The sequence below is a fragment of the Rhizobium sp. EC-SD404 genome (assembly GCF_902498825.1).
Taxonomy (GTDB): Bacteria; Pseudomonadota; Alphaproteobacteria; order Rhizobiales; family Rhizobiaceae; genus Georhizobium.
This window is the reverse complement of sequence record NZ_LR701459.1, coordinates 3,562,919-3,581,978: the sequence shown is the minus strand read 5'-3', so window position 1 is coordinate 3,581,978 and position 19,060 is coordinate 3,562,919. Positions and strand designations below refer to the sequence as shown.

At 59.9% G+C, this 19,060-nt stretch carries 18 protein-coding genes; 3 read left to right on the top strand and 15 right to left on the bottom strand.

The features are described from left to right. Nucleotides 1-30 precede the first annotated feature (30 nt). From GC125_RS18050 to GC125_RS18035, 4 genes are read right to left on the bottom strand one after another with little or no spacing between them, the layout of a single operon-like run. Nucleotides 31-468 (bottom strand): hypothetical protein, encoded by a 438-nt coding sequence (locus tag GC125_RS18050; RefSeq protein WP_151986920.1) that lies wholly within the window; start codon nt 466-468, stop codon nt 31-33. Nucleotides 469-491: 23 nt separating this feature from the next. Then, complete coding sequence (locus tag GC125_RS18045) at nt 492-1,481, bottom strand: ABC transporter substrate-binding protein (RefSeq protein ID WP_199864635.1); 990 nt, start codon at nt 1,479-1,481, stop codon at nt 492-494. After that, nucleotides 1,468-2,670 carry a Gfo/Idh/MocA family protein gene (locus tag GC125_RS18040; protein ID WP_151986919.1) on the bottom strand — a complete coding sequence of 401 codons (1,203 nt, stop codon included), beginning with the start codon at nt 2,668-2,670 and terminating at the stop codon, nt 1,468-1,470. The genes GC125_RS18045 and GC125_RS18040 overlap by 14 nt, the downstream gene beginning before the upstream one ends. Beyond that, nucleotides 2,660-3,358 carry a PDR/VanB family oxidoreductase gene (locus GC125_RS18035; protein ID WP_286165569.1) on the bottom strand — a complete coding sequence of 233 codons (699 nt, stop codon included), beginning with the start codon at nt 3,356-3,358 and terminating at the stop codon, nt 2,660-2,662. The genes GC125_RS18040 and GC125_RS18035 overlap by 11 nt, the downstream gene beginning before the upstream one ends. Before the next feature lie 405 nt (nt 3,359-3,763). On the opposite strand from GC125_RS18035, the gene GC125_RS18030 reads away from it, so the two are divergent. From GC125_RS18030 to GC125_RS18020, 3 genes are all read left to right on the top strand, one after another. Next, complete coding sequence (locus GC125_RS18030) at nt 3,764-5,047, top strand: Rieske 2Fe-2S domain-containing protein (protein ID WP_151986917.1); 1,284 nt, start codon at nt 3,764-3,766, stop codon at nt 5,045-5,047. A gap of 99 nt (nt 5,048-5,146) precedes the next feature. After that, a complete protein-coding gene (locus GC125_RS18025; protein WP_151986916.1) occupies nt 5,147-6,076 on the top strand; it encodes a DMT family transporter in 930 nt (309 codons plus the stop codon). Nucleotides 6,077-6,180: 104 nt separating this feature from the next. Continuing rightward, on the top strand, nt 6,181-6,618 hold the full coding sequence (locus GC125_RS18020; protein WP_199864633.1) for a MarR family winged helix-turn-helix transcriptional regulator: 438 nt from the start codon (nt 6,181-6,183) through the stop codon (nt 6,616-6,618). Between the two features lie 9 nt (nt 6,619-6,627). On the opposite strand, the gene GC125_RS18015 is transcribed toward GC125_RS18020, so the two are convergent. From GC125_RS18015 to GC125_RS17965, 11 genes are all read right to left on the bottom strand, one after another. Next, nucleotides 6,628-7,536, bottom strand: a complete 909-nt coding sequence (locus GC125_RS18015; protein WP_151986915.1) for a DMT family transporter — start codon at nt 7,534-7,536, stop codon at nt 6,628-6,630. 100 nt (nt 7,537-7,636) lie between these two features. Then, complete coding sequence (locus GC125_RS18010) at nt 7,637-9,547, bottom strand: TRAP transporter permease (protein ID WP_151986914.1); 1,911 nt, start codon at nt 9,545-9,547, stop codon at nt 7,637-7,639. Continuing rightward, nucleotides 9,544-10,503, bottom strand: coding sequence for a TAXI family TRAP transporter solute-binding subunit (locus GC125_RS18005; RefSeq protein WP_286165689.1), 960 nt, complete (start codon nt 10,501-10,503; stop codon nt 9,544-9,546). The genes GC125_RS18010 and GC125_RS18005 overlap by 4 nt, the downstream gene beginning before the upstream one ends. Before the next feature lie 745 nt (nt 10,504-11,248). Then, entirely contained in the window at nt 11,249-11,884 is a 636-nt protein-coding gene (locus GC125_RS18000) for an isochorismatase family protein (RefSeq protein ID WP_151986912.1), read from the bottom strand. 12 nt (nt 11,885-11,896) lie between these two features. Further along, nucleotides 11,897-12,658, bottom strand: coding sequence for an SDR family NAD(P)-dependent oxidoreductase (locus GC125_RS17995; protein ID WP_151986911.1), 762 nt, complete (start codon nt 12,656-12,658; stop codon nt 11,897-11,899). 10 nt (nt 12,659-12,668) lie between these two features. Further along, nucleotides 12,669-13,979 (bottom strand): TRAP transporter large permease, encoded by a 1,311-nt coding sequence (locus tag GC125_RS17990; RefSeq protein WP_151986910.1) that lies wholly within the window; start codon nt 13,977-13,979, stop codon nt 12,669-12,671. Then, entirely contained in the window at nt 13,972-14,493 is a 522-nt protein-coding gene (locus tag GC125_RS17985) for a TRAP transporter small permease (protein ID WP_151986909.1), read from the bottom strand. Before GC125_RS17985 ends, GC125_RS17990 begins: the two co-directional genes overlap by 8 nt. A 98-nt stretch (nt 14,494-14,591) precedes the next feature. Next, nucleotides 14,592-15,578, bottom strand: coding sequence for a TRAP transporter substrate-binding protein DctP (gene dctP, locus GC125_RS17980; RefSeq protein ID WP_151986908.1), 987 nt, complete (start codon nt 15,576-15,578; stop codon nt 14,592-14,594). Nucleotides 15,579-15,648: 70 nt separating this feature from the next. Continuing rightward, nucleotides 15,649-17,112, bottom strand: a complete 1,464-nt coding sequence (locus tag GC125_RS17975; protein WP_151986907.1) for a hydroxymethylglutaryl-CoA lyase-like TIM-barrel protein — start codon at nt 17,110-17,112, stop codon at nt 15,649-15,651. Nucleotides 17,113-17,117: 5 nt separating this feature from the next. After that, complete coding sequence (locus GC125_RS17970) at nt 17,118-18,494, bottom strand: acetyl-CoA carboxylase biotin carboxylase subunit (RefSeq protein WP_151986906.1); 1,377 nt, start codon at nt 18,492-18,494, stop codon at nt 17,118-17,120. After that, a complete protein-coding gene (locus GC125_RS17965) occupies nt 18,494-19,024 on the bottom strand; it encodes an acetyl-CoA carboxylase biotin carboxyl carrier protein (RefSeq protein ID WP_151986905.1) in 531 nt (176 codons plus the stop codon). Before GC125_RS17965 ends, GC125_RS17970 begins: the two co-directional genes overlap by 1 nt. Nucleotides 19,025-19,060: the final 36 nt, after the last annotated feature.

Sequence of the window (19,060 nt, the reverse complement as noted above, 5' to 3'; positions counted from 1 at the left end):
GGGCCATTTTCTTTCCGATCGTTTACACGCTCAGGCCTCAGCGAGCCGCTCCAGCAACGTTCGCGCGGTCATGACCTCACGCATTGGCATGCTGTCAGTCGCCTCCCGCGGCTCCACATCGTAGCGCAGGCCCTCCCCGTCCCAGTACCACCAATAGGCGATGGCACCAGTCTTATCCCGGATCGGCGTCTTAAAGGTCGGAAAGTTCCTGTCGCTTTCCGGAATTGCGGCACAGCCGATCCGTTCGCCGGCCACTGCACCGCGATCAAGCATGCTCCCCAGGGGAAGGAGCGCGCTGAAAAGCGTGGCTGTGGCGGCGATTTCCTCGATGTTTGATGGCCGCTCCGGGTGAAGGCCTTCTAGGGCGCGCACGACTTGCGGATAAGACCGGTGGTCGTGCGTCACCTGCAAATAGGCGAGGCCCTTGTCAGTTCTGATTTCGACGATGTCGCCGGGGCTCAATCCCATTTCGGTCCGCTCCATGTTAGCGCTCAAAGGCTGTAGGCTTCCAACGTGGCTGGGTGGAACAGCTCCTTTACCTCGACCTTCCGCGGGGACAGACCCTGGCGGTAATGATAGTCGAGAAAGGTTGCGAGCGTTTCGCGGTTGCCGTTTAGGCCATAGGTCCAAATATCGGACCCCATAAGCGTACCAGCGCGACGCAGATTGTCCTCCACGAAGGGCATCGTCACCTTGGTCGCCGACGTATCGGACAGCGCTTTCTGAGCCATGGCCTTGGCTTCCGAAAATGCCTTGAGCAATGCGCCTGGAAGAAACGGTTGGGCTTCTGCGAGAGAACGACGCATGCCCAGAACATGCATGATCGGAAAAAGGCTAGTTTCGCGGTACCATTCTTCAGCCGCGCGAGTGTCGGGAAACAGCCTGTCGACCTTGTCGAAACCCTCGTCGAAGCACATCGGCGCACGCGGACCGATAAAGCCGTCGATGGTGCCATCGATCAGCATCTGGTTGAGGGTGGCGCCTTCGGGCGCAGCCTCGATCCGGATGTCGACCGGCAGATCGACTTTGATCTTTTCGGGTCTGCCCGGCGTGTTCATACCGCCGCGCACCCAGCAGATGTCGGACGGCTTGACGCCATAAGCATCTTCCAGGATGCCACGCACCCAGACATTCGCGGAAAGCTGGTATTCGGCGATGCCGATCCTCTTGCCCTTTAAGTCTGCCGGTTTCTCGATGCCCTTGTCGGTGCGGATGTACACTGAAGTGTGCCGAAATGCGCGTGAGAGGAAGACCGGGATCGCGACGTAGTGCGGATCGCCACGAGCGACCGATATGGAATAGGAAGACAGCGACAACTCGCTGACATCGAACGCTTGGTGGCGGAAAGCGCGGAAGAACATTTCCTCAGGCGAGAGCAGCATGCAGGTGGGATCGACGCCGTCGATCTTCACGCGCCCATCGGCGATCGGTCGCGTGCGGTCGTAGTCGCCCATGGCGAGCGATAATTTAAGGTCGGTCATCTCGTCCCTCTTCCCCTGTAACTGAAACTTGGTGGCGCAGGTCGACCGGCAGTCCAGTCTCCGCCGATTGCAAGATCGCGTGGCAGACTTCCAGGCTGGCGAGCCCCCAGGCGCCGGTTTGAGCCGGCGGACGGTCGCCGCGAACTGCGTCGAACAATGCATCGGCGACCTCGGCGCGCGGTACGGCGACCGGCGCTGCCGAGTGGAACGTGCGTTCCTCGTCGCCATAGACATGAACGCCCTGTGGCGTCAGACGCAAATCCGCCCGATCGCCACATATGACGATGGGGCCGAAATGCTCGTGATGGTCAGGACTGGGCGGCTCAGAACCGGCGCCGAATGTCCTGGCCGTCTTGAGCGCTGCCTCTTCCTGCGCGGAAGCAACCGTCGCAAGCGCGTGTCTGGCGCCACCATATTGGGCGGGGTCTTTGCGGTGACCCAACTCGCCGGTCCAATCCATCCATTCATCGCTGTCGAAATGCGCATATCCGGAATAGGTGAACGCGGCGAAGGCGCCGCCTTCGAAAGTCATCAGCGCCGAATAGGCGCCTTCGGTCGGCCGCCGGGCATCCCATTTTCCGGTCATGGCCGTGACCCTTCTCCCGCGTCCCCCGGCCAGAAGCCGAACGATATCGATCTGATGAACGCCCTGCGAGAACACGACGCCACCGCCTTGGCTGGTATCGAGTTCTTCCGGACGTCGCGGACGGTAGAGAAAGTCGGTGAAGTTCCATGCGTTGATCATGCGCACCCCACCGATCGCGCCTTCGTCGATCAGGCGCCTGGCCTGGACGACGGGGCCATCGAAACTGTGGCTTGGTCCAACGATCAGATGAACACCGGCGTGGCGGCAGGCCTTCACCATCGCCGCGCCGTCTTCCAGCGAGATGGCGAGCGGCTTGTCGACCAGAACATGTTTGCCGGCGCGAGCGGCGGCGATGACATGATCACGATGTATCTGATGCGGCGTCGCCACGTAGATCGCTTCTACAACGGGATCGGCGCACAGCTCTTCGATCGTTTCATAGGCGCGGCCGCCGAACTCGTTCTCGAAAGCTTGCCTCGATGCCTCGCGCGGTGCAGCTGCTGCAACAAGAGCAATGCGCTGATCGGCACGAAACGTCGGCAGCATGAGCATGAAGGCACGGCCGAGCCCGACGACACCAAGGCGGATCGGTTCAGAGGTCAAGAACGAGGTTCCCGTCTTTTGCCCGCGACACGCAGATCATGATGTAGTCGTCCTTTTCGTCGTCCATCAGAACCATGTCGCGATGATCGGGATCGCCTGCGACCAACCCGCATTTGCAGGTGCCGCACGTTCCACTTTCGCAGGAGCTGACGGTAGGAATGCCGGCGTCGCGCACGGCTTCAAGGATCGACCGATCCGCAGGAACCGTGACCGTCTTGCCGCTTTTGGCCAGTTCGACCTCAAATGGCAGATCGTCGGCGCGTACAATCTCGACCGGCTTAAAGTCCTCGAAGTTCACCCGCCCTTCAGGCCAGTGGCCGGAGATGGCCTTGATCTCTTCCATGAGGGGCTGGGGCCCGCAGCAATAGACATGCATGTTGCGGGCCTCCTCGAAATGATCCCAGAAATCGTAAATCTTCTCCGGATCGCCGTCGTCATGATGGATTTGGAGGCGATTGCCGAAAGCTGAGCGCATCTCTTCGAGATAGGCGGTCTCGTCGGCACTTCGCGTGCAATAGATGATCTGGAAGTCCTTGCCCTTCTCCGCAAGCTCCGTCGCCATCGCATAGATCGGGGTGACGCCTATGCCTCCCGCAATCAGCAGATAGCGCGGCGCTTCTTTGAGCGGGAAATCGTTCTCGGGCGATCCGATGGTCAGGGTGGTGCCTATCTGGGCATCTTCATGCATCGAGTGAGATCCGCCACGTGATTGCGCCTCCCTCTTCACTGCGATCCTGTAACGGGTTGGCGACTGCCCTGAACCTAGGAGCGAGTAACGCCGCATCGCACCCGCCGGCGTTTCGATGGTTACGTGAGCCCCGGCTCCAAACGAGGGGAGCGCTCCACCGTCTACCGGTTCGAGCGTGAATTCGGTGATCGCAGCGGTCAAATCCCGTCGATCAACAACCTTCACAACCAGTTTTTGTTCGCTCGGTCCCATGGTGCGGTCGCTTTCTCCAGCTTGTCACAAGGCGCGGTCTCCCCGCGAGAGTGACAATTTACTTAGTAACCTAATTATATTATGTCAACGTCTGGACGCTGCGGGTAGCGCACGGTATGTTCAGTTAGCAAACTAATTGATGGAGCCATGTGGATGCTTACGCATGAGGAAAACGAACTGCTGACGCGGGTAACCGGCGGTGCGCCGATGGGCAGGCTGATGCGCCAGCATTGGACTCCGGTCTGCCTGATTGAAGAGGTGACGGAGCGCGACGGCACACCGCTGCTCGTCGAGGTCCTCGGCGAGCGCTATGTGGCATTCCGCGACACCGACGGACGCCTTGGCCTGCTCGACGAGCTGTGCCCGCATCGAAGGGCCTCGCTGGTATTCGGCCGCAACGAGGAGTGCGGGCTGCGTTGTCTTTATCACGGATGGAAAATGGACGTGGACGGCAATGTGGTCGCCATGTCTTCCGAACCTGAAGGAAGTCCGCTGCTGAACAAGGTCAAGCATCGCGCCTATCCGGTGAAGGAATGGGGCGGCTTTGTCTGGGCCTGGCTCGGCGAAGAGGACAACGTGCCGGAGTTCGATCCGCCGGCCTTCGCGCCTACGGAAGACACGCCGGTCGCGATCGTCAAGATACGCATCCCCTGCAACTGGGCGCAAATCCATGAAGGCCAGATCGACAGCGCGCATTCGTCGTCATTGCATTCATCCGACATGAAGCCGGCGCGCGTCGAAGGCGCTTCCGCCGATGAGCAGGCTTGGTATCGCCCTTCCACCGACAAGTCACCGCGCATGCAGACACAGACGACGAGCTATGGCTTTCACTATGCCGCGATCCGCAAGCCGATCAAAAATGCAGCCACACACAACTACCTGCGCATCACCGAATTCATCGCGCCTTACATGTCGCTGATTCCGCCGAACAACAACTACAATGTCGCAAGCGTCATCGTTCCGATCGACGACGAAACGACAGCGTTTCACTTTGTCGCTTGGGGCGGTCAAAAGTGTCCGTCGACGGAGGAATGGCGACGGTTCAACCACGCTCAACCTGGCATCGACCTGGACGACAAGTGGAGATCGCGGCGGACCCTGGAAAACAATTTCCTGCAGGACCGTGAAGCGATGAAGCAAGGTAGCTTTACCGGTGTACCGGGCATCCCCAATCAGGACATCATCATGTGGGTGTCGATGGGCAAGATCGTCAATCGGACCGATGACATTCTCGGCGCTTCCGATCTCGCGATCGTTGAGTTCCGACGCCTCATGGTGGACGCGGCCCGCAAGGTCGCGGAGGGCGGCGAAGCGATCGGCACCCAACAGCCGCGTACGCCGCATGCCCGCATCGCATCACGCGAAGGGGTTTACCCGAAAACTGTCGATTGGCGGACGCTGGTTGACACCTCGGAAAACCGCGAAGCGGCTGAATAGCAAACCAACCAATAATTGGGATGAATGATCCCCTCTTAAGCGGGGATCATTCATCTTCTTCTCACGCCGAGAGGCTGATACCCTTCGAAAGTGACGGTGATGCGCATGGCGGTCGCGCCCTCGGACCAACCACGAACCGCAATTTATGTCTTCGCCGTCCTTCCACCGCTCTTCTGGGCGGGAAATTTTCTTGTTGCACGTCTCTTTCACGAAGAAATCCCTCCCTTTCAGATGTCATTCTGGCGCTGGCTGCTCGCCCTCGCGATCATTCTTCCGTTCTCGCTGCGCGCGGTGGTCCAATCGCGCCCGATGATCAGACAGGAACTTGGCTTCCTCTTTCTCCTTGGCGGCATAGGAATCGCAGCGTTCAACTGCTTCATTTACGTGGCACTCCAATACACCACCGTCGTCAATGCCGCGCTGATCAATTCGCTGATGCCGGTGGTGACGTTCTTGCTGGCGTTGATCTTCATTGGCGACCGGCTGACACCACGTCAAATAGTCGGCGTAGCGGGCTGTGCTTTCGGAGCTCTCTTCATCGTACTGCGCGGGCAGATGTCAAATCTCGCGGACCTAGTCATCAATGTCGGCGACATTCTGGTCCTCGGAGGTCTGACCTTCTGGGCACTCTATACGGTTCTGATCCGCTGGCGCAGAACGGCGCTACCGACGAGCGTGTTCCTGACAGTGACCATTGCCTTTGGCGTGATCATCCATCTACCGTTCGTGATCTGGGAAATCAGCCAACGCGGCACGTTCGTTGCCAACGGGGCAAACATCTCGGCCCTCATTTATCTCGCGATCTTTCCATCGCTTCTTGCCTACAATTTCTGGAACCGTGCCGTCGCTGCGCTCGGTCCGGGCAGGACAGGTCTTTTCATGTACCTGATGCCGATCTTTTCCACTGTCCTCGCAGTACTCGTGCTCGATGAAACATTCCGGTCTTATCACCTCGTCGGCATGCTACTGATTTTTATGGGAATTGCACTCGTCACGCGACCAGCGGCACGAAGGTCAGCGACACGCTGACCCGCGACTTGATATTCGTCGGCCAGCGGGTATTGCTGCGCGTGTGCAGGTGCCAGCGAAGATCGAGGATTAGCAGCATGACCAAAAGCCGATCGACTGAAACCGTGCTGCCGTTGGAAACGAGCCTTGGTTATCAGATCCGGGCAACCCACCGACTTTTCCAACGCTATCTGCAAGGCAAGATTGAACCATTCGGCGTCTCTCTCGGCATGTGGTATTTCCTGCGTGTGCTCTGGGAAGAGGACGGATTGACCCAGCGCGAGCTTTCACAGCGCGTCGGAACGATGGAGCCGACGACGTTGACGGCTTTACGATCAATGGAGCGCAGTGGCTTTATTTGCCGAGAGCGAAACGCCGACGACGGACGCAAGATCAATGTCTTTCTGACGAAGGAAGGCCGTGCGCTGCAAGAGAAGCTGTTGCCTCTCGCTCGCGAAGTCGTTGAGGATGCCGCCTCCACGCTCACCCGCAGCGACAAGGATGCCATGCTCGGACTGCTCGCGAAGGTGCAACTGAATCTTTCGGCGAAAATCGAACGGTAAGTCGAGGGTTCACGGCAGAGCGACGAGAACGACGCCGATCGTGGCGACGAACGAAGCGACGACAATTTTGCGTTCTGGCGGCGCCTCCGTCCGAAAGACGTAGGCCGCCAGATAAATGCCCAGGAAGACCTCGAGCGATCCGATGATCGCGACGACGGCGACGTCGGCATGGAGAAGCGCGAAGAACTGCGCCATCTGCCCGAACGACATCGACAATGCAGCAACGAACTGCCACTTCTCCATCCCTTTGAGCGACATGGCCACAACGTTTCTGTAGTTGCGGCTGACCAGGCTACCGCCTGCGTACCAGAAGATGCCCGTCAAGGCGCCGATGAGGGTGCCCAACATCGGATCCGGGATTGCCGACATGCCGAGCTTGCGCGCACTATAGGAGGCGCCATACGACGCAGCCGACAAAGCGCCGAACATCCGGCCGCGGCCAAGCGAACGGAACCTCTGTTCGGCTTCCTCCCCTCTCCCACGCAGATCATCTCGCACGGACATGACCCCCATAAGGCTGGCGAGAATGATTGCCATGCCGGCGCCTGCCACCCAGCCGATCGTCTCGCCGAGGATGATAAAGGCGAAGAGCGTTGCGAAGATAGGAATCAGCCGCCGAAACAGCCCGGCATTGATCGCTCCGGCGAGGATGACGGAACGGAAAAGCGTCAATCGTCCGATAACCGTCGCTAGGATACCGCTCACCGCGAAGAAACCGACGCCGGCGACGAATTCGGAGGTTAGCACCGGCAAAGGCGGACCCAGCAGCAACCAGAGGCTGCCGGACAGACAGGCGGTCATGAGAATGGAGATGAAGGCGCCGTTGTTGCTCTCTCCCTCATGCGCGCCCTTGGCGATCGCGACATTGGCCAGTGCGAAGGCCAATGCGCCGAAAAGAGCGAAGAGCGGACCGATCATCAAGGCGCTCTGTTTCTAGTGCCGCTCGTCCCGGCGGAGAGCAGTCGAATTTCGTCGATCCGTTCCCGCCGTCGTGTTTCGACGGCGGGAGTGGTGATGGTCAACTGTCGGACCGGACCGCGATTTCTCGCGGGGTGCGGACAAGCGGCAAGGTGCCTCTTCGCCACCAAATGATGCCGAGAACACCTGCGCTGACAATGATGGGGACCGACAATTCAAGATATGGCGCCATGGCTGCACCGGAAGCGACAAAGCACATCAGACGCAGCCAGCGCGGCATTTCGCTTTCCAGTGCCAAAGCTAGGGTCACAACAGCAACGATACCTCCCAATGCGGCGATCGCGATATTGAGGCCCGGCCCCTGCCACAGCAGTGCCTCGTTCCAGACGAAGAAGAACGGAACTAGGAAACCGAATGCCGCAAGCTTTACGGACGTGACCGCGATTTTCATCGCATCCTCGTCGGCGATCGCCGCGGCAGCGAAGGCGGCAACCGCGATCGGTGGGGTCAATGCAGAAAGTACGGCGTAGTAGAGCAGGAACATGTTGGCCGGCAGCACTGGGATATCCGCTGCGACAAACGCCGGCCCCACCAACACTGCACCGAGGATGTAGGCGCTCGGTGTGGGCATGCCCATGCCGAGCAAAATGGCAATCGCCGCGCCGAACAAGAGGAGTGGAAGGGTCCCCGAACCAGCGACCAGCATGACAATGTTTGACGCCTTCATCGCCAAGCCGGTCATTGTGAGCCCGCCAATGACGAGACCCGCAGCCGCACAGGCGCCAGCCACCGGTAGCATCCGCAACGTTGTCTCGCCCAAACCCTCCATGACGTCACGCGGTGTCATACGCGTCCGCTTCGTAAAGAACGAAGCAACGACCAAAGCGACCGTCGCGTAAACCGCGACATAGGTCGGCGTATAACCGACTAGCAGAGCCCAAACGATCACGGCGAGCGGCAGAACGAAGACCCAGCCCGACTTAAGCGTTTCCAGGATGGGATCGGCTTGGTCGATGCCGCGCAGTCCCTGGCGAACGGCGCGAAAATGCACCTGGAGATAGACGGCGAGATAGTAAAGCAGCGCCGGGATCAATGCGGCGATAACCACGTCTCGGTAGTCGATACCCGTATACTCAGCAAGGATGAAGGCCGCCGAGCCCATCACGGGCGGCATGGCGGAGCCGCCGGTGGAAGCAGCAACTTCGACGGCACCCGCGAACCGCGCCGAATAACCTAAGCGCTTCATGATCGGAATCGTCACCGCTCCGGTCGTCGCGACATCCGACGTCGGGCTTCCCGAGATCATGCCGTACATTCCGGATGAAACGACCGCAATCTTGGCAGGGCCGCCGGGAGATTTGCCCGTGAGCGCAGCCGCGAGTTGGAACATGAAATCGGCGCCACCGGCCTTGGAGAGCAACGCGCCGAACATAACGAAGAGGAAGACATAGCTCGCCGCAACCTGGATCGGGACGCCGAAAACGCCGTCGGTCGTGTACATCAGCGTATCGATGAACGAGCCGAAATCGATATAGCCGTGCCCGAAAGGCGGCGGCAGAACGTGCCCGTAGAGATTGTAGGCGAGGAAGACGAGAACGACAATGGTCAGCCCGGGTCCGGTCGTCCGGCGGGTTGCTTCTAGCGTCAGACCGAGCAGTACGGCACCGAAGAACAGTTGATCCGCGCCAAGCGGGTTCAGCAGCGTAATGTGATTGGCGAGGTAACCGCGGATCATAAAAAAATAGATGCCGCAGGCGACGCTCGCGGCCGACAGAATCCAGTCGAAGACGCTTGGCATAGCAGGCGAGTGCCGCGACGCGCCGACCGCCAGGAAAAGCAGCGCATAGATCCCACAGACGAACAGGATCCCGATAAGGAGCGCATCGGGCAGCGCAAAAATGTTTGCGTACACGACCCCAGCGGCAAACACCGCCGAGGTCGCAAACAGCCAGAACCGGAAGGCGCCGTCGAATTGGCGACGCCTCCCGGTGTCGAACAGTCGGCCGATCATTGCATCAGGCCTGCTTCACGGTATGCGCGCAGAGCTCCGTCGTGAAACGGAACCGCGGTCTCACGCACCAGGAGTTCCGTGGTGAGATCGGCCATGGCGGGATGGACGGTCTGGATTTCCGCGACATTTTCGAGAATGGCCTTGGTCAGCGTGTAGGCGTCTTCCTCTGACATGTTTTCGCTTGCAACGAGCACAGCGCCGAGTGCCACAGTTTCGATAGCTTCAGGCTGATTCTCGTAGGTTTCCGCAGGAATTGTGAACTCGCCGATCGAAAACTCTTCCGCTACGCTTTTGCGGACATCTTCCGGGATATCAAGAATCTTGATGTCCAGGCTGTTTTCAATTTCTCGGATCGAGCTGTGACCGACAAAAACACCGTTGGTGTAGACGTCCACGCGTCCGTTCAGGAGCAGACCGCTTTGTTCTGAGGAGCCCGCCTGGACAACACTTCCGCCCCAGGCGGCGATCGCTTCGTCGTCGGCACCGGCCGCCGCCATCATGGCAGACGCAACCTGCCCCGTGATGTTGCCAGCGCGGTTGATAGTGATCCGAACTGGCGCTTCCTTCTCGACCAGATCAGCGAGTGACGTGATGCCGTATTCGTCGCTGAAGCTCTTGTTCACGACGAACTGCATTGGCGCCCAATCGTACAGGTAGCCAATGGTTCGCAAGTTCTCGATCGGCTGCTGGAACGGCTCGCCGCCGGCAACCGCTATGGCCAGCTCAGCGTCGTGAATGAGGCCGATTTCGGCGCGCCCTTGGCTGACCATGGCTGCATTGGCAAAGCCCCCACCCGTTGTTTGATAGGTGACGGAAGATCCTGGCGCTCCCTTCTTCAATGCGGCGTCGAGACCGGCGCCCATCAACGTCCAAAGCCCGCCCGGGCTAGCACCAGCAAGCGTAAGATTGAGGGACTGCGCAGAGGCGGGCACCTGAGTTCCTAACAGGCCTGCCATTGCAACGACGGACGCGATCTTTCGCACATAGCTCATGAAGTTCTCCCACCCAAACACCCTTAATCGGCCCTCGCTCCTCCGAGGCCCTTCTATCAATTAGTTTGGTAACTAACCTTAACGCTGATGCTGGCGCCGCGTCAATTGGCAGGGAGGCAGTCTGAACGCTTCGAACCGACGCGGCCAGCCAACGGGAATGCCTGCTGATGGTGCCATGACTGCGATCGCGCTCTAATCGTCAACGAGCACGTTAAGATACCGACCCGCAGCGCTCTACAAAGAGAATGGCGTCACCGTCTCACATGCTGTCGTTAAATGTGCCTGTTGAGGTGCTCGTTCGGGGCTGGAGTTCGAAGTTACGCGGATAGGTCAAAGCTCTGGGGGGTATCCGCCGGTTGATGCGCCCAGAAGGATGTAACCCCACTTAAGGGTTCGGGTGAGAGCCCAACACACGGCATTGAATGCGGCTCGGTCCAGAGTTTACTATTTGGTCTTCACCTGAGAGCTTACGATGATCCTGTTGGCTTGCTCAATAGCATGCAAATTCATCGCCCGCTTAATCGAAGCAGTAGGTCCGAGGCAACGAGAACTATGATGCGCTTCTGAAAAGCCGCACCCAGGCACGTTTGACGAGGACGGGCCACCCACTGCAGTGTCCGCACTGCTGCTTTGCCTCTTTAGCAAAAAGCGGCTGGACGATGATTTATCGCAATTGCGTTGCACGCCGAGCCGGCGTTCATCACAGTCTCTAGCCGCAGATCCCACCAAAATACTGGACTATCTCGCTCACATCGACGACATCGGCATATTTCGCCTGCAGGTCGCTCAGTGACTGCGCATGGGCATCCGGCCAGCGGTCACCAACGGCCTGGCGGGCGATGATAGGCCGGAAGCCGGACTGAATCGCATCGACGGCAGTCGCACGTACGCAGCCGCTCGTCGTCAATCCCGCAATGACCACCGTGTCGCGCCCCGACGCAGTCAGCCGGCTCGACAGGTCGGTCCCGAAGAAGCAGGACGCGTACTTCTTCACGAGAATAGGCTCGGATGGATGCCTATCGAGACGCGGATCGAGTTCGACCCCGGAACTTCCTGACAGCAGATCCGCCTGGCCACCAATCTTTAGCGCCCATAGTCCAGCGTCGGAAAGGTTAGCGTCGTCGTAGGCCACCACAGTGTGCATGATTGGCACCCCGGTAAGCCGCGCTGCACGGACAAGGGTGTTGGTCTCTTCGATTACCGCGCTGCAGTCACTCGCCAGCGGTCGGCCTTCTTCCGTGAACGCACGCGCGATATCGATGACGAGCAGGAGCGGTCGGGCTCCGAAGCCGAGACGCCGGCCAAAAGTGCCGCTCACCTCTGTCTGTTTGATGTCCGCGTTCATCAATCCCTCCACCTATGAGAACAAGGCGCCGCCATCCACGATCAGGCTCTGGCCTGACATGAATGCGCTGTCTTTCGACATCAAGAAGCTCGCAACGCCGCAAAGATCCTCGGGAACCTGCGTACGCTTGATCGACCGCATTGAAATCAGCGTATCGCGCTGCAGCTTCGTGACGGTCGCGCGCTCGATGCCCGTGTCCGTGGCACCGGGCAGGATGGCGTTCACCGTGATGTTCCATTCGCCCAGTTCGCGGGCCATGGCCCTTGTCATCCCGACGACACCGGCTTTCGATCCGACATAGTGCAGGTAGTTCTGCCGTCCCATGGGCACGACGGCCGACGAGATATTGATGATGCGCCCGTGGCCCTGCGCCCGCATCGGAGCGGCGACGGCCTTGCTGCAGATGAAGACGCCGGTAAGGTTAACGTCGACGACCTTGCGCCATTCGGCAAGCGGAATGTCGAAGAAGGGACGCATCTGCAGGGTCGAGAAGATCGACGCGTTGTTGACAAGACCATCGACCGATCCGAACCGATTGACGACCGTCGCGACCATCTCGTCGACCGACGCCTCATCCGTCACGTCGACAGCAAGTCCCAGCGCCGCGTGGCCGTCTTTTTCCAGTTCGTCAGCGGCCGCGGCGACATGGTCGCCGGCAATGTCGGACAGACAGACCGAATAGCCGTCTTCGGCAAGTCTGCGGGCAAAGGCGCGCCCCAATCCCTGTGCGGCACCGGTGACGATCACCGCGCCCTTGCGAGAAGTCTGCGTCATGTCGTTTCTCCTAGAGAAGGCTTGGCAGGAACGTGACCATCGCCGGGAAGATCGCAAGAACCACCATTCCAAAGACGAACAGCAGCACGAAGGGCCACGCTGCGGAGAATACGGTCGATAATGCCCCCTCCTTCCAGCCGCTCTTCACCGCAAAGAGGGTGTAGCCGAAGGGCGGGGTCATGCCGCCGACCGTGATGTTCACCAGGAACAGAAGCCAGAACCAGAGCGGGTCGAAACCAAGCGACGACACGATCGGGATGTAGATCGGCACCATGATCAGCATCAGCGCGATCTGGTCGATGAACATGCAAAGGATGAAGGGCAGGCCCATCAGCACAAGGAGCATGAGCCAGGGCGACAGATCGAGACCGGCGACCATCTGCGTCAGCGCGGTGGCGCCGCCGGTGAAGGCGAGCAGTTGCGAGAAAAGCTTGGACGTCGCCATGATGATCAGGATCATCGCCGAGATGCTGGCCGAAGCGAGCACCGATTCAACGATCAGGCCGAGGCTGAACTTCCGGTAGATGGCGGCAGTAATGAGTGCGCCGAGAACGCCCATAGCACCGGCCTCGGTCGGCGTCGCGATTCCCATCAGGATGAGACCCATGACGCTCAAGATCACGATCGAGAACGGTATCAGCCGGACGAGCGCCATGACGACGTCACGGGTCGATGGCGTGGACACGAGGCCATCGTCGGCCGGGGCGAGCTTGGGGTTCAGCCAAACGCGAATGAAGGTGTAGGCGAGAAAGAGGGAGGCGAAGAAGAGACCAGGCAGGATACCGGCGATCAGAAGTCCGGAAATGGAGACACCGGCAAGTGTGCCGACGATTATGGCGAGCACACTTGGCGGGATAAGGGGCGCCAGGCTCGCGCCCGCAAGGATGTTGCCGATCGAAAGCTTTGGGTCGTAGCCCCTTGCGATCATTGCCGGTAACAACGAGCGGCTGAGCATCGCCGCGACGCCCATCGCCGCACCCGAGAGCGTGCTGAATATCGTCGCCAGTAGGACGGTCAACACGTATTGCCGGCCGCGCACCTTGCCGACGATCGTGTCGATCGAATGGAACAGTACGTTGACCGCGTTTGAGCGGAAGAGAATCTCTCCCATCAAGATGAACATCGGAATGGTCACCAGCGACCCGGTGGTGGTCGTCTCATAGATCGAGTTAATAAACATGCCGTAGCCGGCCGGGCCCAGCATGATGCCGACGGCAATCAGATTGACGAGGAGGAAGGCGATGAAGACCGGCAGGCCGAGCATCATCAGCCCGAGCAGCAGGCCGATGCCGGTGGCGACGGCTGGAATTCCCTCAAGCATGGATACCCCCTTGCGCTGCCTGGTTTGGACGCGCGGCAAGCCGAAAGAAATAGAGACCCGAATTGAAGAGGCCAAAGGTGATCAGCGCCAGGAGGGGCCATTTGGGAATACGCACCGTCGTCAGCGTCATCGTATTGCGCTGGAACAGCAGCAGTGTTTCCTGCACGCCGATATAGGTCACCCACAAGCATGCGATGCCTGCGACGACGAAGCCACAACGCAGGAGCAGCTGGCCGCCGCGTGCGGGCATGTAGTCGGGCAGCAGGGTCACGGCCACGTTGCCGCCCTCGCGCGTCAACCATGGCAGCACCGTGAAGACGGAGATCAGCAGAAGAAAACTGACGAAGTCGCTCGCCCATGACGTAGGCGCGCCCATCAGGTAACGGACGAAGACCTCATAGGCGTAGATGACGACAATAAATGCGAGCGACAGACCGCCAAGCCATTGGCCGACGAGCGAGATAGCATCCTGAAGGCGCAGCAGTGGCTGCATCGCCTTTGTGAGGTTCGACACCGTATTCCCCCTAGTTCCGGATCAGCGGTCGGTCAGCTGCATGAAGACGACCTCCCGTCGCAGGCCAAGGCATACGAAGGGATGTCGCTTGGCCGGATTTACTCGCCTTCGGCACCGGTCAGGCCGGCTTCTTCCGCCAGCCGCCTGACCTCGGCGATCGCCTCAGCGTTCTGTTCCGCCGCCAGCGTCATGGCGCCCTCGTACCAGGTCTCGCTGATCAGCGGCAGGAACTCGCCTGTCAGTTCAGTCACTTCCATGCCCTCGCTGGCCAGCGTTTCCTCTTCACGCGCGACGACCTCGTTAAAGATTTCGATAGCTTCCAACTCGAATTCTCGAGCGACGCGCTCGATCAATGCCCTGGTCTCGTCTTCGAGCGCGTTCCAGCGATCCAAATTCATCAGTACGACATGTCCAACCTGACCGAAGGAAGGCCGCATCATATAGTCTGCGACCTCGAACCAGCGGAAGCCGACGGCTCCAACCGTCGGCCACGCGGCCCCCTCCACAACCCCGCGTTCAAGAGATGGATAGATTTCGCTGGCTGGGAGAACAACAGGAGCGCCGCCGAGTTCTTCGATCAGCGGGTGGTAAATGGGCGTTCCGCGGACGCGGCGACCTTCAAGCGCGTTGTCGCCGAGCGGCTCTTTCAAGATGATATTGTAGCCGTTCATGTCGTAAAGCACGGCGACCAACTTGAGGCCGAGCGTCTGATACTGCTCATCGACATAATCCCAGATACCGGAATCATGTAGCTGCGTCGGATCTGCCGAAATGGCGTCAAGCGTCATGCCGATGGAAGTCTCGTTGTAATGGTAGGCGCCGTTGGTGAAGAGCATGTCGAACAGGCCGCGCGAGACCGGGTCGAGCTGCTCGAAGGGCGGGATCGTTTCCGGACCAGAGCGGGTGATGTTGACATTTCCATCCGATTCTTCCTGCAGACGTAGCATGAAGGGGTCGAGCACCTCGGGCACCGCAGCATAGCTGGGGTCCCACCCCGTTAGCATCCTGAAATCCTCCGCAAAAGCGGGCGGCGCCGAGATGGTAATCGCAGTCGTGACGAGCAGTCCTGTAAGCAGATGACGCATTTGTTTTCTCCTCCTCAAATCGATTGACGTTCCCTAGTCTCAGGTCTTTCCGCGTGGCTGGCGCGGAAGCTCAGCCCTCCCTGCGGCTGAGTGTGATGCGCAAGTCGCTCTTAGCGAACGATACGTGCGACTTGTCGCTGACCCGTGTCAGACTTCGAATCAGCGCCACGAGTGATGTTCCCGACAGCGTATCTTCCGACGGCTTCGGGGCATTGCGCGCGATCTTGATGGCGTCCTCGCCAACATAAACCCTGAGGAGCAGTTCCTCGTCGCTTAGCCGTTCGCCATAATGGCGACGAACGTCCGCGAGGCTGGGCTGAGGAAACTCGACGGCCGCCAGTTCCCGGGCTCGTGGCCGGTCCAGGATGCGATCGCGCACCTCCGGGTCCATGTGCTGGAGCGCTTCCTTGCCCCAATGCCCAAGCGCATACTGGATAGTCTCGTCTGTGACCTGACGGTACCGCTCGCCGACCATAACGTTGACGGCCGCCTGCGTCCCGACGAACTGCGACAGCGGCGTGACCATGATCGGATAACCGAAATCGGCCCGGACCTGCACGACTTCCTCCAGCACCTCCGGCAGACGGTGTTCCTGCTTCACCTTGGTGAGCTGGTAGCGCAGGTTGGAAATCATTCCACCGGGCACCTGGTGCCGATAAAGCGACGCGTCGTATTCGAAGGGCTGGCCGATTGCGAGACCTTCGCGCTCGGCGACGCCGGTCAGGAACTTCTCGGCCTGCTTCAGCGGCGCCTCGTCGAGGCCGGGATCGAATCCAAGCGCACGGATGTTTGCCGCGACGTTGAAGACCGAAGGCTGCGACGACGCATTGGCGAGTGGCGGCACGGCGGTGTGGATATGCGTTAACCCATGCTGCAGCACCTTCACGACGTTAAAGGGTGCAAGGCCGTTATTGCAATGGCAATGAAATTCGATCGGTATGCCGCCGGCGGCTTCCTTGATCCGCGGCAGGATTGTGTCGATCCTGTCCGGCGTCAGCAAGCCGCCGACATCCTTGAAGCAGAGCCGGTAGGGGTTGAGCGCTGCGGCCTTTTTTACGCGGTCAATGAAGTAGTCGTCGGTATGACGCGGCGAGACGGAATAGATGAGGTTGATGACCGATTCCATGCCCATGGCACGCAGCCCGTCATGCTCCTCCTTCAAGTGGTCGAAATCGTTCCAGGGATCGGAGATGCGGGCGACCGAAATGCCACTGTCGATAACCACCTGGACAAGGAGCTTGGCCACCGATTCAGGGATCTTGCCGAGACCGCTGCGATAGCCGGCATGAAGGCGCAGCGGCGTGTGCTTGGCCTTCTTGGCGCCCAGTCGAAGCCATTGAAAGGGGTCTTCCCCCAGATCGCGGATCATCTTCTTGATCTGGACGACTGGTACATAGAACTCCATGGCTTCGAAGCCGGCGCGGTCGAGATGTTCAAGCGCCGTTAGCATGGCGCCGGTGCGCATGTTCATGGCCCAGAGGCTCTGCTGGCCATCGCGCAGGGTCGTATCGATAATGGAGATGGATTTCGACATTCCGCTTACCTCGCCCGTAATGCTGGTAATGCCTGGAAGCTGGGCGCGAACGCCTCGAGCCAGCGTGTATTGAAACGTCCGGCGCGAAAGTCCTCCGCACTGAGCACATGGCGCAAGAAGGGCAGGGTCGTGTCCGGCCCTTCCACTTCGAAGTCTGCGAGCGCCGCCGCCATGTTGTCCAAGGCCTCTGCTCTGTCGGAGCCACGGACGATCAGTTTGCCGAGCAGCGAGTCGTAATAAGGCGAGACGGTCCAACCGACATATGCGTGGGTGTCGAGGCGGATCTGGGCACCTTTCGGCGGCGTCCATGCTGTTATGCGGCCGGGCGAGGGCTGAAATCCCTTCGCCGGCGATTCAGCGTTGATCCGGCATTCGATGACATGTCCGTTAAGCCTGACGTCCTCCTGGCGGATCGACAGCGGCAGGCCAGCGGCGACGCGCAATTGCTCGCCAACGATGTCGACTCCGGTCAGCATCTCGGTGACCGGATGCTCGACCTGAACGCGCGTGTTCATTTCGAGAAAGTAGAAATCCTCGCGGTCGAGATCGACGATGAATTCGACCGTGCCAGCGCCGACATATCCGATATTGCGGGAGAGCCTGACCGCCGCCTCGTGGATGGCGCTGCGCAAACTATCCTTTAGGCCGACGGACGGCGCTTCCTCGACCATCTTCTGGTAGCGGCGCTGCAATGAACAATCGCGTTCGCCCAGATGGACGACATCGCCCAGCGTATCGGCCAAGATCTGGACCTCGACATGACGGGCATTTTCTATGTAGCGCTCCATGAACAGCGCCTTGTCGCCGAAAGCGGCCTGCGCCTCGGCGGCAGCCTGGTCGAAGGCGCTGCGCAGATCTGCGGGTTGGTTGACAATGCGGATACCACGGCCCCCACCGCCGGCTGCGGCCTTGAACAGGAGTGGCATGCCGATCTCGCCTGCGATCTGCTCGGCATGGGTGAAATCTGTAATGCGCACAGACCCTTCGGCGAGAGGCACCTCAAATTTCCTGGCCAGCGCGCGTGCCTCGAGCTTGTTGCCCATGGAGCGGATGTTGTCGGGAGTCGGGCCGACGAAAATGAGATCGTTGTCACTGCAAAGCTGCGCGAAATCGGCGTTCTCGGCCAGAAAGCCGTAGCCGGGATGAACCGCGTCGCATCCTGTTCCAAGCGCAGCCGATATCAGGCGCTCCTGGCTCAGATAGCTGGCAGAGGCCGAGCCGGGACCGATACATACCGCGCGATCAGCCATCGATGCCGCCATGCTTTCGCGGTCCGGCACCGAGACGCCGACGACGGTCTCGATGCCCTGCTGGCGACAGGCCCGTATGATCCGAACGGCGATTTCGCCGCGATTTGCGATGAAGACCCGGCGGAGAGGCATCACGAGGCCTTCGGACGGACAAGGAAGAGCGGCTGGCCGAATTCGACGAATCCGGAGTCCTCTACTAAGCGCTCCACGATCGTACCGGCAACGCCCGACTTGATGCCGTTGAAAACTTTCATCACCTCGATTAGGCCGACGTTGGTATCTGGGCCGACTTCGGTGCCGATTTCCACGAAAGGCGGCACTCCGGGCTCTGGCGCTGTATAGAAAATGCCTACGATCGGGGCGGTGATCTCGACCAGATCGGAGTCAACCGGGCTGGACGTTGTGGTGCGCAGTGGGGTGGCCGGAGCTGGAGCCACAACCGACGAGGACGTCGCCGCAGGAGAGTGGGAGGACGTTGAATCGGATGAAGAGGCAGGCACAGCAACATCCGGTGCTAAAGACGCTACATGTCCCATCTTGCTGGCCGACAGGCGTAGATCGCCGACCTGCAGGTCGATGCTCTCGAAACTCGAATTCTCCACCAGCTCCAGGATCTGGCGCAGGTCATCTGCGGAGAGTGGGCTGTCCAGGTAGCGTGCCATTTGTCTTTCCTGACTATGCCCGGCGTCGAACCGGGG